The organism is Agrobacterium fabrum str. C58 (assembly GCF_000092025.1).
Lineage (GTDB): Bacteria > Pseudomonadota > Alphaproteobacteria > Rhizobiales > Rhizobiaceae > Agrobacterium > Agrobacterium fabrum.
This window is the reverse complement of the sequence record NC_003065.3, coordinates 63611-81312: the sequence shown is the minus strand read 5'-3', so window position 1 is coordinate 81312 and position 17702 is coordinate 63611. Positions and strand designations below refer to the sequence as shown.

Below are 17702 nucleotides of genomic sequence, written 5' to 3'. Positions count from 1 at the left end.
CCTATGATCCCGAAGCAGATTAGTGAAATTGAAGTTCCGCAGGCAACGGGCAAAATAGAAACCTGGAAGGCGCGTGTTGCAACGGCCATCGTTTCGCGCGAACACCGGGCGACCTGGCTGCCAGCATCGGCGCTTCTCATTCTTATTGGCTACTTCGCTTTCCAGCAGCCCGCATTCTTGTCGCCGCTCAACCTGACGGTCATGGGAGCCCAGGCCGGGCCACTGCTCTTGATCTCGCTCGGCGCGACCTTCATCGTGCTAATGGGCAGCATCGACCTCTCCGTTGCTGCTGTCGCAGCGCTCGCCTCCGCGATCAGCGCCGTTCTCCTGCAGAAATTTGGCACGGGTTACACAACGGCCCTCCTCGCCGTGCTCGGTTTCGGCATCGCTGCCGGCCTGCTCAATTCCGTTCTTTCGACAGTCCTGCGGCTGCCGTCGTTCATTGCAACTCTTGCGTCCAGTTCCATCTTTACGGGCATCATGCTGCACGTGCTTGATGGCACTGCCCTGTTCGTCAACGACGACGACTTTTCGATGCTCGCCAACGGGCAGATAATCCCGCGGGTGCCCAACGTCCTTCTCCTTTCGCTGCTGCTTTGGCTCGTGCTGAGCCTGACAACGTCCCATACCCGGTTCGGCCGGTACATCGTCGCGATAGGGGCTGGCGAGCGTGTCGCGAAACTGAGCGGCATCGCTATCAACCGCTACAAGACCTATGCGTTTGTGCTTTCAAGCACACTCGCTGCGATCGGTGGGTTCTTTCTGTTGTCGCGTTTGGGTTCCGCTACCCCCTCAATCGGGGACGGGTATCTTCTCGACACAGTCGCTGCAATCGTCGTTGGCGGCACGGCACTTACAGGCGGGGTCGGCGGCGCACAGCGCACCCTGCTCGGGGTCGCGCTTATCACTATCCTGAGCAACGGCCTGAACGTTTCTGGCGTCAGCACGTTCACCCAGGAAATCGTCAAGGGCGTTGTTATTGTGATTGCCGTGCTCACGACGATCGACCGCGTCAGCCTTCAAGACATCGTGAAATGACGACACAGTGCCCCAAGCAACGGCGATGAGAAAGTTTTTCTCCCCACGCGTGCGAAATTAGATTCGTCTAGTTCGTCTATATTTTTAATAGACAATATTAATAGAGAACTGACTTCCGTTTATTCAGTCGCCCCCTCAATATCGACGGAGAATGGCATGACAACGATCGACGGGCTGGCTCGGAGCCAGCGGATTTCCCGTTTGCGCATTCCGGACGAATCCGAACTGCCTGAAGATATTCAGGCTTTAGTTGATCGTCACCACCATGAGAACTGGGTTCGGGCGCTTTCGCTCAATCCTGACACAGCTCGCCGCTTCACCGGTCATTTCGAGCATCTGTTCGCGGCGACGGGCAGGCGGTTGCCGCTACAGGATCGCGAGTTAATCGCCGTGGTTGTCTCAGCGACGAACGGATGTGGCGTTTGCGAGATTCATCACACGCGCGCCTTTGGCGACCTGCTCAATGATCCGGGTTTTGCTCGTCGGGTCGCGCTCGACTACCATCTCGCCGACTTGTCAAAGCGACAGCGGGCTTTAGCTGATTTGGCGGTCAAGGTGACTCTAAGCCCCAAAACTATCTCGCAAGCCGACTTCGAGAAGCTCAGGGATCTTGAGCTTTCCGATGAAGAATTATTGGAGGCTGTTGAAACAGCTTCCTGGTTCAATCACACCAACAGGGTCACTATATCTTTGGGGATCCTTCCGGATGATAAATTCTTCTCATAATAACCGATTTTCCAATAGTCCGTTTAAGACTCAAGGAGGACTAAAGGATCAGTATGGGCACTTATTCCCTTGATACAAAATTGGAGGCAGGCCAACATCTCCTTGATGAAGTCTTGCTTCACACTTTTCAAAGTCGCGCTGCGGATTATGACCGGGAAAACCGCTTCTTTTTTGAGGATCTCGCCGATCTCAAAGCAGTCGGGTACCTACAGGCAGCACTGCCGGTGGAATTCGGGGGCCGGGGGCTGACCCTGTCACAGGTACTGGCCGAACAGGCGCGGCTTTCTTATCATGCACCCGCCACGGCACTGGCAATCAACATGCACCTCTATTGGATCGGTACTGCTGCTTATCTCTGGCGCCGTGGCGATCACTCAACCGACTGGATCCTCGAAGAGGCGGCAGCGGGTCGGATCTTTGCAGCCGGCCATGGCGAGCCAGGCAACGATCTTGGCCTCGCAGGCTCCAACGTGGTGGCCGAACCACTCGCCGACGGTGGCTACCGCTTTCACGGACGGAAGATTTTTACCTCTCTTTCACCCGTCTGGGACTGGCTCGGAATCCATGCACTCGATGCAAGCGATCCAGCCACACCAAAAATTGTCCATGCTTTTATTCGCCGGCAGGATCCCGGGCACCACACACGAGAAACCTGGGATTCGCATGGCGTGCGCGCGACGCGGAGTGATGATACAATCCTGGAGGGAGTGATCGCGGCAAAACCTTATGTAACGCGCGTGCTTCCAGCCGGCCCGCCGAACGATCCTTTTGTTGACGGCATCATTGCTTCGGCTGTTCTTCCGATCGGTGCTGTGTACTACGGCATTGCCAATCGCGCGTTCGACATCGCGGTGGAAACGGCTAAATCCCGCGTTTCTCCGGCACTCTCCGGTCGGACCTATGCCCATCATCCGCAAACACAGGTCGAAATCGCCAAGGCTTCTATAGAACTCGATAGTATTTGGGCTTTTCTCAGCCGCGTAGCGGCGGAATGGACCGAGGGCGTGGATCACGGGCTACTCTGGCCAACCAAATTGCTTGGCGCCAAACAGCACGCTGTCGATGGGGCACTCCGGATCGTTGATCGCGCCAGCAAGGTTGCCGGCGCTAGCTCGTTGCTCCGTCGAAACGAACTGGAGCGGCTGACGCGCGACGTCCGTTCCGGCCCCTTCCATCCGCCGAACAGCGACGCGACCCACGACCTCATTGGCCAGATCCATCTCGGCGTCTTTCCTCCGGCAGCGCAAGCCGCCGAATGACATGGCGATCTTTGCAAGATTCGTTGGCGTGGCGGACTCATTGCTACTCGACGCATCGTGGCGATCGGGGACGTAGTCGCCGCAAAGGGATTTTAACAGCGATCTCGACTTCAACCCCACAATCGGGAGACTTTCCATTATGAGCCAGGCAACAGCGCGCCATTCCGTCACTTCATCTCCCGTATCGACCGGGCAGTTGGAAGAGCCCATTTCGCGTCTTCGCGTTCCGACAGAGGACGAACTGCCCCAGAAATTGCGCGACATCCATATGAGGATTCGAAAGAAGTTCGGTTTTGTCCCGAATTTCCTGACGGCGCTGTCTGCCAATCCGGGTACCGCTCTGCGTATTATGGCCTTCTATGAGCACCTGTTCGACCAGAGCAACAGCCATCTCAGCGCATCCGAGCGTGAGTTGATCGCAGTCGTGACGTCTGTAGCGACAGGCTGCAGCTATTGCGTGTTCAACCACCGCCCGGCGTTGGCAGCCGCCCTTGGAGATCGTGTGTTGGCGGACCGGATTGCTCGAAACCATAATGATGTGACGTTGGCACCACGCGAGCGAGCGCTGGCCGATTTGGCGCAGAAGCTGGCCGCTACGCCCCATAGTGTGGGCAGTGACGACTTCGCCCGGCTCCGAGCGATTGGCTTCAGCGAACCCGCGATTCTGGAGGTGCTGGAAGTCTCTGCTTTCTTCTCCTACGGCAATCGTTTGACCATAGCATTGAACGTGCTTCCCGACCCTCAGTTCTTCGTTTCGGCTTGAAGGAACACCGTCACATGACTGAGAAATCACCACATTCCGCCTTTGGTGACGGCGCGAAAGCGTATGATGTGCCGGCATTCGGCCTGCAAATCCACACGGTTGAACATGGTTCAGGTGCGCCAATCGTCTTTCTCCACGGCAATCCCACGAGTTCCTATCTGTGGCGCCACATATTCCGCCGTCTCCATGGACACGGTCGGCTATTGGCCGTCGATCTGATCGGGTACGGCCAATCTAGCAAGCCTGATATCGAATACACATTGGAGAATCAGCAGCGTTACGTTGACGCTTGGTTCGACGCCCTCGACCTAAGGAATGTGACGCTGGTTCTGCAGGATTATGGCGCAGCGTTTGGACTAAACTGGGCCAGCCGGAATCCAGACCGCGTCCGAGCCGTGGCCTTTTTCGAGCCAGTGTTACGGAACATTGATTCGGTGGATCTGTCACCGGAATTCGTCACCCGCCGGGCGAAGCTGCGCCAACCGGGCGAAGGTGAAATCTTCGTTCAGCAGGAAAACCGCTTCCTGACTGAGCTTTTCCCCTGGTTTTTCCTTACCCCTTTGGCGCCGGAGGACCTAAGGCAATACCAAACGCCGTTTCCGACGCCGCACTCGCGCAAGGCGATACTCGCAGGACCACGCAATCTTCCTGTGGATGGCGAGCCAGCAAGCACTGTGGCATTCCTGGAACAGGCGGTAAACTGGCTCAATACGAGCGATACTCCCAAGCTACTGCTGACATTCAAACCTGGTTTTCTACTCACCGATGCCATATTGAAGTGGAGTCAGGTTACCATCCGTAATTTGGAAATAGAAGCAGCAGGCGCTGGGATCCATTTCGTACAAGAAGAGCAACCCGAGACGATCGCACGCCTCCTGGATGCATGGCTAACACGCATTGCAGGAAATTAGGCAGAACGTTACCAATCATCCCTAATCAAACAGAAAAGTCATTGCGAACCAGGTCCAGGTCTCGGATCAAAATATTCTCCTTCTGAATTTGGGCGGCACCCACAGACGCTGAACCTGTCAATGTCGAACGACTATCACGACAAACTATCCTCCAGGATCATTGCCGCCCCCTTCTCCCCAATCATGACGGTGGGTCCGTGCGTGTTGGAGGATGGCATTGTCGGCATGACGGACGCATCAACGACTCTCAGTCCGTCAACACCGATCACTCTCAGTCTCGGATCGACGACGCTTGCGGAATCCGTACCCATCTTGCACGTTCCGATGGGATGGTAGGACGTCAGACCGGTTGTTTTTGCCCATTCCAGGATGTCCTGATCGCTCTGCAGACCCGCGAGGTCGTTGTCCCGTGAGACCATAAGATCATCAAAGACCGAATCCGAGGCAATTCTGTTGATGAATCGAAAGGCACCGAGCATCGAGCGGAGATCCTCCTCGTGTGAAAGGTAGTTCGCAACGATCGCCGGCGGCTCCGCGGCGGCGCCCGACCGGATGTGGCTGGAACCCGTCGAATTCGGCCTCAGGACGAACGTCGAGATGCTGAAGCCGGGAAACTCATCCAGACGTCCGCTGATATTTCCGGTATTGTGGGGTGCACTGAAATGCAGCATCTGGATTTTCACGTCCGCCCGTTCGAGGTCCGACCGGGTTCTCACAAATGCATGGGCTGTCGCCCCTATGGTAGATAGGGGACCGCCGCCTCGCGCAAGCCAGCAAAGCATGGCGCGTACCTTCCAGACGTAGCTGTGTTGGACATCATTCAGGGTGCCGCGGAAACGGGTACGAAATCCGACGCGCACATTAAGGTGATCGCGCAGATTTTCTCCGACGCCCGGGAGGTGCACCAGTGGCACGATACCTGCCCGGCCAAGCACCTCACCGTCCCCTATACCCGAAAGCTCAAGCAGCTTCGGGGATTGGACGGTGCCGCAGGATAGAACGACCTCCCGCCGTGCGATGGCACATCTCAGGCCATCAGCCGCGCGATACTCCACCCCGATCGCTCTCTTCCCTTCGAAGAGGATGCGGTTTGCAACAGCGCCTTCGCGAATGGTCAGGTTAGCACACCTGCTGGCGGGCGAGAGATAGGCACGGTCTGTGCCATGACGCAATCCCCGGCGCTGGTTGAACTGGAGATAGCCTGCGCCTTCCGAAATACCCGCATTGTAATCATCCTGCTGTGATACCTGCATGTTACCGCAAGCCTTCAGGAAGGCATCAGAGAGAGGATCTGCTGGACGGTGCCTGGTAACCGTCACAGCCCCGCGCTGCCCTCTGCTCGCCGGATCACCGGGAATGTATGTTTCGCTGCGCTTGAAGAAATCCAGCAGATCGCCATAAGACCAGCCGGTACAGCCTGAGGCAGCCCAGAGGTCATACTCCACCGGGTCTCCCCGTACCCAGAGCATGCCATTGATGAGAGAGGAACCCCCAAGTCCCCTGCCGCGCGGCCAGACAAGTTCCCTGCCATTGAGGCCGGGTTCAGGCAATGTCGTGAAGTTCCAGACTGCATCCTCTTTCGCAAGCGCGAACGGAGTCAATATCGGCAGCCGGAACCGGATGCCGGACTGCTGTCGACCAGCTTCCAGGAGCAGAACCCGCAAGTCCGCACGCTCAGCCAATCTTGCAGCGACGGCAGCGCCAGCGGATCCTCCTCCGACGACGATGAAATCGAATTCATCAGCTTCTACTTGCTTCAAGATTTTCTTCCCACGTGTTGAGAATGAAACTTTACCGGCGTTCCTGTTGAACCGTTTCGCCTCGAACGAGCCAGCGCTGCGTGGATTGAGACCACTTCATCAGTTCCTGTTTTCCTTTGGTCCGGTCTCTGCTTTTCCAGAAAAACGTGTTTCGCTCGATTAACCGGCAAGGAACCCCCCGTCGCAGGGGATGATTGCACCAGTGACATAATCGGAGGCGTCGCTGGCCAGGAAGATCGCCAGGCCCGCCACATCGGCGGGCGATCCCCATCTTCTGGCAGGGATGCGCTCGATGAAGCGGGTGACCACTTCAGGATCGTGGCGCAGCTTTTCAGTCAGGACGGTGACCATAGCGCCGGGCGCTATGGCATTGACCCTTAGTCCTGAAGGTGCCCATTCATTCGACAAGGTCTGAGTGAGCAAGGCGATCCCTCCCTTGCTGGCTGCATAGGCAGCCGCATTGTGGCCTCCCCTCAGACTGCGGATGGAGCCAATGTTTATTATTCGTCCGCGGCCTCGGGGAAGCATCAGCCTGGCTGCATGCCTGCTCAGCGCGAAGGCCGCAGTCAGATTGACCTCGATGATCCTGTCCCACATCTCAAGCTCCATATGGAGCGACGGCGTGTCGTCCCAGATGCCTGCGTTGTTGACAAGGACATCGATCTGGCCCCCCAGTCGCTCCACAGCTTCATCGAATCCGCGCTTCAGGTCGCTGCGGTCGCTAAGATCGGCCGTGACAATCTGCCGGTTATCGGCCGGGAGGTCAGAGCTTTCCCATCCACGGTCGATGCAGACGACATCAGCTCCCACTTCTAAGAAGCCGTCAGCGATAGCGCGCCCGATCCCCCGAGCGCCGCCCGTGATGACGGCCCTCCGACCGGAAAGGTCAAACAGCTTCGAGATGTTGGGGATTTGCGAAGGATATGTCATGACAGGCCCACCATCATGGGATGCGAACGCGGGCCCTGCACGCCGCTTGCAAGTCCGTAATCGACGGACAGGTCTTTAAAGACGTGCGTATCCCGAACATGCTCGGAATTGCGACAGCTATCTTGCCGCCGCTGTCCGGTGGAACCCTGTTCGATATTCATGTCTGGAATGCCCATGACGGCGCGGACGGGCTGATGGGCAGCCCAAGGTTCTCGCGAAGCGTATGTCCACGATAATCGCGATCCACGAGGCCTCGACGACGCAGGATCGGGATGACCTCGTCCACAAACAACTCGAATTCCGCAGGCAATTCATGGGGCATCACCATAAATCCGTCCGTCGCCCCTCCCAGAAACCAGGTTTCTGCCGCATCAGCGATTTGTTCCGGCGTGCCGATAACAAGATGATGGCCGCGGCTTCCGGCCAAGGCGCTGGCCAGTTGCCGGATGGTTAGTGGCGATGTGCTGTCAACCAGGGATGAAATGACCGAAAAGCGGCTCTTGATGCCCTCATACAGATCGATGTTCCCGAGTGTCCGCGGCAGGGGCTCGTCGAAATCGAACGCGGTCAGGTCGATACCGAAACTCTGTAGCCAGCTATGAGAGGCGTGTGGCAGGATCAGGTCGTCAAGCGCCTTCTTCTTGCTGCGGGCCTCTGCCTCGGTGGAGCCGATGACAAAGCTGAGGCCCAGGATAAGACGCACATCATCGGGGTTTCGGCCATGCGTCACGGCGCGGCGCCTAAGGTCATTTCTGAAGTCCCTGCCAGCTTCGAAATTCCATTGGGCGCTAAACACCAGTTCGGCGAAACGGGCCGCGAAATCTCGCCCCGTGGCGGAAGACCCGGCCTGCACCAGAACCGGGCGGCCCTGGACCGGACGGGCAATCGGTGCAACATCGTCGGGGACCGGTGCGCCGTCCCAGTATGCGAGCACCTGTTCTGTGTTGCGCGCGCCCAATTCATAGCGCTCGGCATGGGGGATCGGCTTATCGAGGCCGTAGTTGGCACCGGCCGCTGGCTCGCCCGAGGTCACGATGTTCCAGGCAGCGCGGCCTCCCGTGGCATGGTCGAAGGTCGAAAAGACCCGGGCGATCTCAACCGGATCGGAGAAGATCGCCGAGCCCGTGGCGATGAAACCGAGATTCTCGGTTGCTTGAGCGACCGCAGACAAGAGCGTGACGGGCTCGACTTCCCAACGCGGGCTGTACATGACCGCAGGATTGAAGATGAAAAAGTCGGCCATGAACACGGCGTCGAATCGTCCACGTTCGGCAGTCCGGGCGAGTTGCTGGAAGTAATCGAGACTGTGAATCCGCTCGGGCTGTGCGCGTTCCGTCCGCCAGGCTGCCTCGTGGTGGCCGCACAGCAGGGGATTGACCAGAAGAGCGAGAGGACGGCTGGTCATGCGGAAACTCCATTTCTTCTAAGGGCAAACAGGCTTTCCGGACGAGATAACCCAAGCGTGTCACGCAAATTGCTTCCGCGCGGCTTTGACCATAACCCAATATCTCTCGCTGCCCGCGCGACGGCATCGATCCGTGGCGCTACACGGACAGTTGCTCCATCAACGTCCCCATCGTTGAGCAGTGCATGCATCGACGCGAGATCGTTAGTGTCTGCAACGATACTTAGAAGGGTGGTATTTCCCTCGGCACGAGGTGCGAGGGGCTTGTTCGTGCTCTGACCGGGGACCGGAACGATTTCAATGATGTCCGCCGTGGGCCATGCGCCTTCGGCAAGATCGGCAGCGAGGACCTCTCGAACCAGGACCGGTCGACCTTGAGGGGCGCGTGGTATATCGAGCGGGCCAGCTACCCTATAATATTCCCCGATGTGATCGAGCCGATGAACCTTGCTGATGTCGACATAAATTCCACTCTCCTTGTCGTAAAGGGCGGCATCGTCATCCCAGCTGTCCAGGAGGTGGCTGACGGCATGCACGAACTCCGCGATCCGGGCTTCTTCAGGCTCATCGGCAGTCGAATATGGCTTCCAGCCTGCCCGTCCACTCGAGAGGTGATCAAGAGACGCCAGACGGCGTGCAAAATCATAAGGCAGAGCCGTATCGACGTTCACCGCCGCAACCAGCCCGATCTGCTCGGTCCTGGCCGCCAGCGCGGCCAGGATTGTTGTTGGATCCAGGATGGTTTCCCTGCCCCCGATAGTCAGTGTCGTGAATCCCGCCTTCTCAGCCGTTCGGGCGACCGTAACAAGATCTGCCGTAGTGATTGGGTCTGATATCATCAGCCCAAGCCCGAATACTTGGCGAACGCCCATCAACATACCCTTCTCATTTTGTTGAACGCGTGTTCGTGTTGCTGAGCCAGACCCAAGTTGCGTGAACGTGCGTTTTTGGTCGAAAAATCAAGATCGAAATAGTTCCGGGTCTGATCCTCCGGATGCCGCCAAAGCCTCGGAGCGAGGTCTCGGGCATCCTCTGCCTCGCGTTAGAAATTGAAAAAGGCCTGATCCGCGAAGCTGGAGACTTCGAACGTTTGCCTGATGAAGTGGTTGTCCAGGAGGAACTTCACGGAATCCGCCAGCTCTGCCTGGTCCGCCTCGGTTACGGTCGGTTTCCACTCGAAACGGGAGAAGGCGAGCTCAGTCTGCTTTGGCGTCAGGCCTACTACCGGCGCGAGGACCTGGGCTGAACCGGCCGGATCAGAGCGCAATGCCTCGGCCCCGCGCTTTACCGCCTGCAAATAGGCCTTCAGCACATCCGGATGCTTGGCGGCGAAGCTGCCTAAGGCGACTATCGGGTTGAGGTTACTCTTCAGGCCGGCGCCGTCTCGCAGGGTACGCGAGACACCCTCGCTGTCCAATTTGGTAAGTAGCGGTTCCCACACCAGGACGGCATCGACGTCGCCCTTGGTGAGGGCAATGCCCATGTCCTGCAGGCCAAGATTGAGAAACTCAACGTCGGAAATCTTCAGGCCGGCCTCGGCCAGCACCAGTACCAGCAGCTCATGTACATTGCCGCCGCGCAGGGTAGCGACCTTCTTGCCCTTCAAGTCCTTCACTGTCTTCACCGAACTGTCCTTGAGCACTATCAGCGCCTCAGCCTTGGCCCCCTTGCAGGCGAGGCCCACAAAGCGAGTATCGATGCCATTGGCGAAGGCGATGAGGGAGGGCGTGTCGCCCAGCGCGGCAATGTCGAGAGCGCCCGAGGCGAAGGCCTCGTTCACCGGCGGACCGCCCGCGAACTGGTGCCACTTTATCTCCACGTCCTTCAAGCCGGCCTTGGTAAACTCCTCATCTACCCAACCTTTTTGTTTGGCCAGGAGGATGGCGGAATAAGGCACGAACGGCATGAATCCAATGTTTACGGTCTCCGCTGCAGCGGAACCGGCCCAGAGAAGTGCGGCGGCGACCAAGGCAGTGGCAGTTTTGGCAATGTTTTTTTTTAGCATCTTGGACGACTTTCTTTCAAAATGAGCTAATTGCGGTGGTGGAAAAACTGGGCATGCAACTCATGGCGCAGACGGGCGAAGGCGGGATCGCCGCGGTCGCGCGGATGGGGCAGCTCCACGGTAAACCGCGCCCGTACACGGCCGGGACGATCAGAGAACACCACGATCTCGTCTGCGAGATAGATGGCCTCCTCGATGTCATGAGTGATGAGCACGGTGGTCAGATTGTCAGTATGGCGGATGCGCAGCACCTCGTCCTGCATCTGGAGGCGGGTCAGCGCATCGAGCGCACCGAAGGGCTCGTCCAGCAGCAGTAACTCCGGCTGGTGCGCAAGCGCGCGCGCGATGGCGACGCGCTGCGCCATACCACCGGACAGTTGGTGCGGATAGGACCGCCCAAATCCTTCAAGGCCCACCAGCTTCAACTTCTCAGTCACGACTCGCCGCTGCTCCGCCTTGGGCAAACGGTGGAGACTGAAGGCGATGTTAGCCTCCACCGTCATCCAGGGAACGAGGCGGTGGTCCTGGAACACGATGCCTCGGTCAAGGCCCGGTCCCTTCAGCGGCCGACCGCCCAGCAGCACCGTCCCGCCGAACTGTGGTTCCAAGCCAGCGACGATGCGCAACAGGGTACTCTTGCCGCAGCCGCTTGCACCGATGATGCAGGTGACGCTGCCGTCCCGTACAACGAGATCCACATGGTCCAGAGCACGCACTTCCGACCCGTCAGGCCGACTGAAGCTTTTGGAGACGCCCTGGACCAGCAGCGTATGATCGGTAGCGGCGGGGGGTGTTGCAGGGAATGCGGCAGCGGTCATATCACCCCTCATAACCCGCTAAAGCCGGCGCGCCAGCGCACCAGACGTCGCTCAGCGAAGCGTAAGGCATCGTCGGTCAGCTTGCCAAGGACGCCGAGGGTAATCATTCCCGCAAGCACAACGCTGGCATTCGACATTACGCGGCCGTCCATGATGAGGAATCCGATGCCACTCGAAGCTGCGATCAGCTCGGCTGCCACAACACACATCCAAGACATGGTGATGCCGAGCCTGAGCCCCGACATGATCTGCGGCAGGGCGCCGGGGATCATCACCTGACGGATGAAGTTGAGCCGTGGCACTTCCAGCACCCGAGCTAGTTCCACATAGCGGACATCAGTCTGATGGACAGCGTCAAGAGTGCTTACTAAAATGGGAAAAAAGGCGCCGAGGACGATGATGAAAATTTTGGCCTCCTCCCCAATACCGAACCACAGGATGGACAGCGGGATCCAGGCAATAGGCGGGATGGGTTTTAACACCTGCACCATTAGATCAGCCAGCCGGTTCAAGGGCCCGATGAGCCCCATAACGATGCCAAGCGCGAGGGCGAGCACAGCGGCGATGCCGAACCCTTGGAGCACACGGGCGCTGCTTACCGCCACATGCTCGGCAAGCTCCCCACTCAATGTCATGTTCCATATGGTGCGAACGATGGTTGATGGGGCCGGCAGCAACACGGGTCGCACGGCTCCAAAATCACATGCCACCTGCCAAACGGTGACGAGCGCCACAAGCGGCCCCACTCGAACGGCGAACGCAGAGAGGAGCGCTAACGGGCGATACGACGGAACTGAATGACCAATGGTGGTAGAGACAGCTTGCTTACTCACGATTCCTCCGTCCTCCCGGCTGCCACGACGTTGCGTTTGGCATCCAGGAAATGAGAGCCGAGGGGCGTCTCTCGAATTGAACGCACCAGAATGGACAGACCGTTGGCTGTCATCCAACCTCCTCGTCGCAATTGTAGGATGAACCTCGTTTTCCGCGTGCCTTACGGTATGGACTTGAAACGAGCCTGAGACTGCCAGTCTATAAAATCTATGTATAAAGTCATGAAATCTTGTTCTCTTTTATGGGCGCGAGGAAGCAAAGTGAGTTTCTAAGTCATTCAAATGCAAAATTTTTGCCGCGGGCCATCACGTACTGGCTTTGGGGAGCGGCAGGGCAAAAGTCTCGCGTCGGGGCCGCCGGTACAGTCGTTATGGAAAATGCCGCGATCCTAAAGAATTGGCATCACGTGTTCGAGGAAGAGAGCGCCGTTGGCTCGCATGAAGGGCGGCAGCACGATAAAGTCGTCGCCCCAGAACCAAGAGACGTCGCAGCGCCGGCTTGCTGAAGTTTGAAGGATCGGTACGTGCGCAGGACCGGGTGCAAGCATTAAAGCCGGATCACGCCTCTCAACACGACAATGCCTGTCCCGGAGAGTTCCGGTTCGGGCTTCAGCCGGATATGCAGAATGCTGCGGCGGCCCATCTTGGTACCTTGTTCGATCACCAATTCGTTGTTCCTGAGGTTTCCCGTAGCTGCAAGATACGCCGCCAGCGGGCCAGCGGCGGTTCCGGTCGCCGAATCCTCCCACAGACCAACAGTTGGATTGAAGAACCGGGCGTAGGCAGTGTTCGATGCTCCGGCATCGAACGCATAGACATAACACCCTTCCGCCGCCGTCTTTCTCAGAACGGCGAGCAGCTTGCCGGCATCGGGTCGCGCCTCGTCAACCGTGCCGGCATTGCGAACGCGCACCATCAGATGAGCCGCACCGGTGTCGGCGGGACGTGGCGCCGGTTCTGACAGAATGTCGCCCAGACCGAGGCCAAGAGCGTCGGCGAGAGGCGCGACATCACTGAGCGCGTCCGACAAGCGCAGCGGCGCCTGGAGCATGCGGCCGTGGACGCGGCCGGCGATCAATTCGAGCTCGATCGGAAGAACATCCTGACCGATCTCCTGCTGAAGGGTTCGGGCGGTCGTCAGCGAACCGAGATTTCCATGTTCTCCTAGCCAAAGCCACGCACCGAGGGCGTTGTGGCCCGCACCGAATACTTCCGCGCCGCTGGCGGTGAACGACCGCAGTTTCCAATCGGCACGTGCGCTCCGAAGTATGAAGGTGGTCTCGGCCTGATTGAATTCACCGGCGATCCGCCGCATCGCATCATCGGTAAGGTCGTCGGCGTCCTGCACCACCGCGAGCGGATTGCCGGTCAATGGCGCATCTGCGAAGACATCAATGAGACCTGCGACCAGTTCGACCATTTTTCCTGCTGCCTTGAATGAGTTTATTTTGATAGGGTTTGACGATCAGCACTGTACAGCCGCTTATACAAATAGAAAAAGTCAAATTACTCAGCTTCAAGGTGAACTGGATTCAGCATGAGTCGCTCTCGCTTGCCGCCATTGTCCGCCCTTCGCGCTTTCGAAGCCGCTGCACGGCGGGCGAGTTTCAAGGCGGCGGCTGAAGAACTCTCGGTGACGCCGACGGCCATCAGCCATCAGATCAAGCAACTCGAAGCCCATATGGGCCTGCGCGTCCTGGACCGGTCGCCGAGAGCGGTGACGTTAACGCCGCAGGGCAAGACCCTGTACGAGGCGACGGCCTCTGGTTTCGGCGAAATCGAAAGAGCAGTCACGCGACTGCTGGCAGATACGACCCCGACGACAGTCACCCTCTCATCCACCACTGCTTTTCTCAGCCACTGGCTGGTGCCGCGGATGGACACGCTCCGCCAGGCTGTTCCGATGATCGATCTCCGGCTGCATACTTCGAACTCCGTCGAGGACTTGCGGGCGGGTGGTGTCGAGACTGCAATACGTTACGGGCGTGGTCCCTTCCCCGGCGTGGTCAGTACCTACCTTTGCCGTGACGTGATGACACCCGTTTGTAGCGCACGGCTCGGTCTGTCCCACCTTGATGATCTGCGGCGCGCTATACTGATTCATATCGACGGACGAAACCGGCCCTCGCCGGAACCAGACTGGTTGCGCTGGTGCGCGCAGGCCGGTGTGGCCGACGTCGACACCAGTGTCGGACCCCGCTTTCCCGATAGCATGCTAGCCGTCCAGGCGGCTATCGCGGGACAAGGCGTGGTCATAGCCAGCCGGGTTCTGGTAGCGGATGCGCTTGCTGCGGGCTTGCTGATAGCGCCTTTTTCCGGGGAGCTTGCCGGAGATGCCTATCACTTTGCCTGCGCTATTGGGTTAGAAACAAGAGCTGACATCGTCGCACTTAGGGAGTGGTTTCAGGTATCGCTCGGGCCAATGTGTCATTAACGGACCTCTTTCGGCAGACGTGTCCATGGTCGATATGATGATCGAACTTGGTCCGGATTCTTTTGCGCCAACTCAACGCAATCTGAACGCCGGCAGTGGCGGCAATCTCAATCCGCGGCGCGCCATCATGAGAAAACCGCATATGGAGCTCACGCCACAGGCCTATAAATGGATATTCGATCGGGCTCGAGAAGTCTCTGATGCGGTCTGGCGCGCTCGATCTCACCGATCCGCGCTTCGACCTACCGGCGGTGCAAGACAGCTCCCCGGGTGTGTTTGCGACCGTCCCACAGGTGCCAACGCAGTCTCCAGAGGAGTAGAAAATGGATATACCGCACGTCTCTCGTCAGCCACCTGAGATCGGCAGCCGAGTGAAAATCTACTTTGACCGCACGTCTGGTGATCTCATCATTGAGACCCCTAAAGGCCAGCGCAGCAGGGATTTCATGGGCGTTTGCATCAGCGACGCCGTCTTCGACACCGAGGCCACTGTAAGGGGCAGCACCCGTTGCATCGTGACGGGAACTTTTCTTGCTGTCCCGGGTTCACGTGAGAGCCGCGATATCGAGTCGGAAATCCGCGCGCAGGGCAGATCGCATCTGGAGTTTTACTGGTGGCGAGATAAGACGTGGCCACTCCGCAAAGCGCGCCTGGCGTTCATTACGAAGCCTCATGGTGGCTTCCCGACTTCGATGGTCGTCGACGCAGGAGTCTGACAGGGGGCACCTCGGCGCCGTCTGTAGTCTACAGATCAAAGATTTCGAGGCCTGGAATTGTCATTTGCGCCGTTCCCAGCAATAATCTGGGAAGTCTCGCTGCAAAGGCCTGCCTACCGCTATCGACAATTGCCATTATGCGATGTCGGCCGTCCATGACTGAGATCCAGCCCTCCTCTTTTGAGGTCGGTGACAGCACCGGAAAACCTATTGGTTGGTTGGAACCGATCCGGCGCACCCAATAGTCATATTTCCCTTGCTTGAAATCCACGCCGCCGCCCCCTCTCCTATCGATCGACCAAAACCACGGTGCATAATTTCCGAGGTGCTGATCAAACCCAGCACTCGGCACTTGGACGGTTACATAGTCGTCCAGGTCCGCGAGCGGCACTTTTTCATTTGAGATATAGGTGAGGCCGAGAAGGGTCGTCATGGAGCCAGCATCTCTGATGGAATTATAGGGTTGTAGTAAATCACATGATTTGCTGGTCAGAAGGTGAAACCAACACACCGACATAAAGTCGGCCATTTAACCCTGCGTCCGGAAGCGTCGAAGGGCGCGCGGCGAACGGCGGTCAAGAAGCAGGACCCCGTCAAGGCCGGACGAAACACTTCTATCCTGCCGACCCGCATAGTTCTGCGACCGATCTTCAAGAGCAGAGAAGACCTGGGCGACACGCCTGCGACGCGTTGCTTCAGTCGGGGGCCGCTCTCGTACCAAGGCAAGGATTTCCTTGTCGATACCCAAGAACACACCATCATCGATCTCGCGTCCGACATAACCCGCACCAACCTGATCGGATAGATCAAGTACCGGCTGATCGAGGATAATGGAGTAGGCTCGTGTAATCGCTTCGAAGAGATCAAACGTCACGGTGATGCCGTCACCCTTTGCCGGCGGATCCAGCACTCTGCCCTCTGCACCACCGGCCTTGAACATGAAGAAGTTTGCACAGCGTGTGGTCGGCGCCCGTCCGTTGACCGTGTGAAGCGCCGAAACCTGCCCCAGTGCCTTCGCAACGGTGCTTGCGGCTGGCGCTCGGATGCGACCCTTGCTCTCGAACACATGGCGTTCCCTTCGCTTGATGCCGATAAAATCGGGACGCGATTTTGGAGGAGGAGGCGCTGCGCCAGCTTTCGGCGCGACCGGAGCCGTTGGGGATCCCCATCGACAGGAGGCAAGGCCGGCGACATGCACGAGATACTGCACGCTCATCTGACTCTGAGCATACCAGTGCGTGAACGCCTCGCCGAAAAGGAACGAAACCCCCACCTTCTCCGACTGCTCCAAACTCCGAAAATAGGCCGTCGTGTTCAAGGAGGCATCCAGATAGCCCGTCGCCATCGCGACCAGCATTTTCTCCCGCCAGGGGCCAACGGTGCGGACAGCGGCTCGACGGCTGGGATAGCCGACGGTCAGCAACGAGCGGATGATGTCGGCATGTGTCGCTGGCAACGTTTTCGTGCCATTCAACGCCGTAAATCGCCCAGAGAAGTTTGCGGAAGTGACTGTAACGGACATGCTTATCGCCCGGCCCGGATCGACACCCCGATAAACCGCAGGGCGGCTATCAAGTCGGCTTGACGAACCAGCTCGACCGCCGGAGAGGCGACAAGTTTCGCAGCGACAGCCCGATCGTAGACCGCCACGCAATCTGCCGCCGTGAGGCGTGAGGAATAGAGCAATCCATCGACAGCATAGGATCGAAAGATCGACTCGCTCAGTCTCTGCCCTTCCTGATGTTCCTTGCCCCGGGCTGCGTCCGTGCTGACGCCCAACCTCAGGAGGCCGGTCGTGCGCAGGTCGAGAAGAATGAGAGCATCCGTGGCCGTCACCTCAGTGACCGACCAGTCCTCGATTTCGCTCTCATCCAGCACTCGCTCCTGGGTCCCCTCGAAGCGGTCGCGCACAATCGTCTCCGCAATCGCGGTCGCGAGATCATATGCGGCATAAAGCAGTCGGAACATCTGGTTGGGGCTCGAGAATCGCGATTGGCCGAAACCCATGCCAAGCGGGGTCGACATGTGGGCTACAGGTATAATGCGGACATAAGATTGCGGGAGAAAGGCAAGCGCGAGCTCCCGAACCGTTTGGGGATCAAGT

18 protein-coding genes are annotated in these 17702 nt (G+C 58.3%); 7 read left to right on the top strand and 11 right to left on the bottom strand.

Annotation, left to right across the window (positions count from 1 at the left end; all coding sequences use genetic code 11):
* Nucleotides 1–3: 3 nt before the first annotated feature.
* From ATU_RS23340 to ATU_RS23320, 5 genes are all read left to right on the top strand, one after another.
* Nucleotides 4–1038 (top strand): ABC transporter permease, encoded by a 1035-nt coding sequence (locus tag ATU_RS23340; protein WP_010974859.1) that lies wholly within the window; start codon nucleotides 4–6, stop codon nucleotides 1036–1038.
* A gap of 156 nt (nucleotides 1039–1194) precedes the next feature.
* Complete coding sequence (locus ATU_RS23335) at nucleotides 1195–1764, top strand: peroxidase-related enzyme (RefSeq protein WP_010974858.1); 570 nt, start codon at nucleotides 1195–1197, stop codon at nucleotides 1762–1764.
* A 53-nt stretch (nucleotides 1765–1817) separates the two neighbouring features.
* Nucleotides 1818–3023: an acyl-CoA dehydrogenase family protein gene (locus ATU_RS23330; RefSeq protein ID WP_010974857.1), complete on the top strand. Its 1206-nt coding sequence runs from the start codon at nucleotides 1818–1820 to the stop codon at nucleotides 3021–3023.
* Between the two features lie 139 nt (nucleotides 3024–3162).
* Entirely contained in the window at nucleotides 3163–3786 is a 624-nt protein-coding gene (locus tag ATU_RS23325) for a peroxidase-related enzyme (protein ID WP_010974856.1), read from the top strand.
* A 14-nt stretch (nucleotides 3787–3800) separates the two neighbouring features.
* On the top strand, nucleotides 3801–4697 hold the full coding sequence (locus ATU_RS23320; RefSeq protein WP_049783284.1) for a haloalkane dehalogenase: 897 nt from the start codon (nucleotides 3801–3803) through the stop codon (nucleotides 4695–4697).
* A 134-nt stretch (nucleotides 4698–4831) separates the two neighbouring features.
* Here the strand turns inward: ATU_RS23320 and ATU_RS23315 are convergent, their stop codons facing one another.
* From ATU_RS23315 to ATU_RS23280, 8 genes are all read right to left on the bottom strand, one after another.
* The gene (locus tag ATU_RS23315) at nucleotides 4832–6457 is read right to left on the bottom strand and encodes a GMC family oxidoreductase (RefSeq protein WP_010974855.1); all 1626 of its coding nucleotides are present in this window, start codon (nucleotides 6455–6457) and stop codon (nucleotides 4832–4834) included.
* A gap of 159 nt (nucleotides 6458–6616) precedes the next feature.
* Nucleotides 6617–7387: an SDR family NAD(P)-dependent oxidoreductase gene (locus ATU_RS23310; protein WP_010974854.1), complete on the bottom strand. Its 771-nt coding sequence runs from the start codon at nucleotides 7385–7387 to the stop codon at nucleotides 6617–6619.
* A gap of 157 nt (nucleotides 7388–7544) precedes the next feature.
* Nucleotides 7545–8792: an LLM class flavin-dependent oxidoreductase gene (locus ATU_RS23305; RefSeq protein WP_010974853.1), complete on the bottom strand. Its 1248-nt coding sequence runs from the start codon at nucleotides 8790–8792 to the stop codon at nucleotides 7545–7547.
* Complete coding sequence (locus ATU_RS23300; protein ID WP_010974809.1) at nucleotides 8789–9664, bottom strand: LLM class flavin-dependent oxidoreductase; 876 nt, start codon at nucleotides 9662–9664, stop codon at nucleotides 8789–8791. The genes ATU_RS23305 and ATU_RS23300 overlap by 4 nt, the downstream gene beginning before the upstream one ends.
* 170 nt (nucleotides 9665–9834) lie before the next feature.
* Nucleotides 9835–10797 carry an aliphatic sulfonate ABC transporter substrate-binding protein gene (locus ATU_RS23295; RefSeq protein WP_010974852.1) on the bottom strand — a complete coding sequence of 321 codons (963 nt, stop codon included), beginning with the start codon at nucleotides 10795–10797 and terminating at the stop codon, nucleotides 9835–9837.
* A 26-nt stretch (nucleotides 10798–10823) separates the two neighbouring features.
* Nucleotides 10824–11627, bottom strand: a complete 804-nt coding sequence (locus ATU_RS23290) for an ABC transporter ATP-binding protein (RefSeq protein WP_010974851.1) — start codon at nucleotides 11625–11627, stop codon at nucleotides 10824–10826.
* A complete protein-coding gene (locus ATU_RS23285; RefSeq protein ID WP_233283095.1) occupies nucleotides 11624–12349 on the bottom strand; it encodes an ABC transporter permease in 726 nt (241 codons plus the stop codon). Before ATU_RS23285 ends, ATU_RS23290 begins: the two co-directional genes overlap by 4 nt.
* Nucleotides 12350–12995: 646 nt before the next feature.
* Entirely contained in the window at nucleotides 12996–13868 is an 873-nt protein-coding gene (locus tag ATU_RS23280; RefSeq protein ID WP_010974850.1) for a PhzF family phenazine biosynthesis protein, read from the bottom strand.
* Between the two features lie 117 nt (nucleotides 13869–13985).
* On the opposite strand from ATU_RS23280, the gene ATU_RS23275 reads away from it, so the two are divergent.
* Together ATU_RS23275 and ATU_RS23270 are read left to right on the top strand one after the other, a co-directional pair.
* Complete coding sequence (locus ATU_RS23275) at nucleotides 13986–14882, top strand: LysR substrate-binding domain-containing protein (RefSeq protein WP_010974849.1); 897 nt, start codon at nucleotides 13986–13988, stop codon at nucleotides 14880–14882.
* 323 nt (nucleotides 14883–15205) lie between these two features.
* Complete coding sequence (locus ATU_RS23270) at nucleotides 15206–15598, top strand: hypothetical protein (RefSeq protein WP_010974848.1); 393 nt, start codon at nucleotides 15206–15208, stop codon at nucleotides 15596–15598.
* 28 nt (nucleotides 15599–15626) lie between these two features.
* On the opposite strand, the gene ATU_RS23265 is transcribed toward ATU_RS23270, so the two are convergent.
* From ATU_RS23265 to ATU_RS23255, 3 genes are read right to left on the bottom strand one after another with little or no spacing between them, the layout of a single operon-like run.
* Nucleotides 15627–16127, bottom strand: a complete 501-nt coding sequence (locus ATU_RS23265) for a hypothetical protein (protein WP_233279037.1) — start codon at nucleotides 16125–16127, stop codon at nucleotides 15627–15629.
* Nucleotides 16128–17120 (bottom strand): hypothetical protein, encoded by a 993-nt coding sequence (locus ATU_RS23260; RefSeq protein WP_046033745.1) that lies wholly within the window; start codon nucleotides 17118–17120, stop codon nucleotides 16128–16130.
* Between the two features lie 2 nt (nucleotides 17121–17122).
* Nucleotides 17123–17623, bottom strand: coding sequence for an RES family NAD+ phosphorylase (locus tag ATU_RS23255; RefSeq protein WP_233279036.1), 501 nt, complete (start codon nucleotides 17621–17623; stop codon nucleotides 17123–17125).
* Nucleotides 17624–17702 lie beyond the last annotated feature (79 nt).

Coding starts and splice junctions, on each gene's coding strand:
- ATU_RS23340 (WP_010974859.1), top strand. CDS start 4: ATGATCCCGAAGCAGATTAGTGAAATTGAAGTTCCGCAGGCAACGGGC.
- ATU_RS23335 (WP_010974858.1), top strand. CDS start 1,195: ATGACAACGATCGACGGGCTGGCTCGGAGCCAGCGGATTTCCCGTTTG.
- ATU_RS23330 (WP_010974857.1), top strand. CDS start 1,818: ATGGGCACTTATTCCCTTGATACAAAATTGGAGGCAGGCCAACATCTC.
- ATU_RS23325 (WP_010974856.1), top strand. CDS start 3,163: ATGAGCCAGGCAACAGCGCGCCATTCCGTCACTTCATCTCCCGTATCG.
- ATU_RS23320 (WP_049783284.1), top strand. CDS start 3,801: ATGACTGAGAAATCACCACATTCCGCCTTTGGTGACGGCGCGAAAGCG.
- ATU_RS23310 (WP_010974854.1), bottom strand. CDS start 7,387: ATGACATATCCTTCGCAAATCCCCAACATCTCGAAGCTGTTTGACCTT.
- ATU_RS23305 (WP_010974853.1), bottom strand. CDS start 8,792: ATGACCAGCCGTCCTCTCGCTCTTCTGGTCAATCCCCTGCTGTGCGGC.
- ATU_RS23300 (WP_010974809.1), bottom strand. CDS start 9,664: ATGGGCGTTCGCCAAGTATTCGGGCTTGGGCTGATGATATCAGACCCA.
- ATU_RS23295 (WP_010974852.1), bottom strand. CDS start 10,797: ATGCTAAAAAAAAACATTGCCAAAACTGCCACTGCCTTGGTCGCCGCC.
- ATU_RS23290 (WP_010974851.1), bottom strand. CDS start 11,627: ATGAGGGGTGATATGACCGCTGCCGCATTCCCTGCAACACCCCCCGCC.
- ATU_RS23280 (WP_010974850.1), bottom strand. CDS start 13,868: ATGGTCGAACTGGTCGCAGGTCTCATTGATGTCTTCGCAGATGCGCCA.
- ATU_RS23275 (WP_010974849.1), top strand. CDS start 13,986: ATGAGTCGCTCTCGCTTGCCGCCATTGTCCGCCCTTCGCGCTTTCGAA.
- ATU_RS23270 (WP_010974848.1), top strand. CDS start 15,206: ATGGATATACCGCACGTCTCTCGTCAGCCACCTGAGATCGGCAGCCGA.
- ATU_RS23265 (WP_233279037.1), bottom strand. CDS start 16,127: ATGGCCGACTTTATGTCGGTGTGTTGGTTTCACCTTCTGACCAGCAAA.
- ATU_RS23260 (WP_046033745.1), bottom strand. CDS start 17,120: ATGTCCGTTACAGTCACTTCCGCAAACTTCTCTGGGCGATTTACGGCG.
- ATU_RS23255 (WP_233279036.1), bottom strand. CDS start 17,623: ATGTCGACCCCGCTTGGCATGGGTTTCGGCCAATCGCGATTCTCGAGC.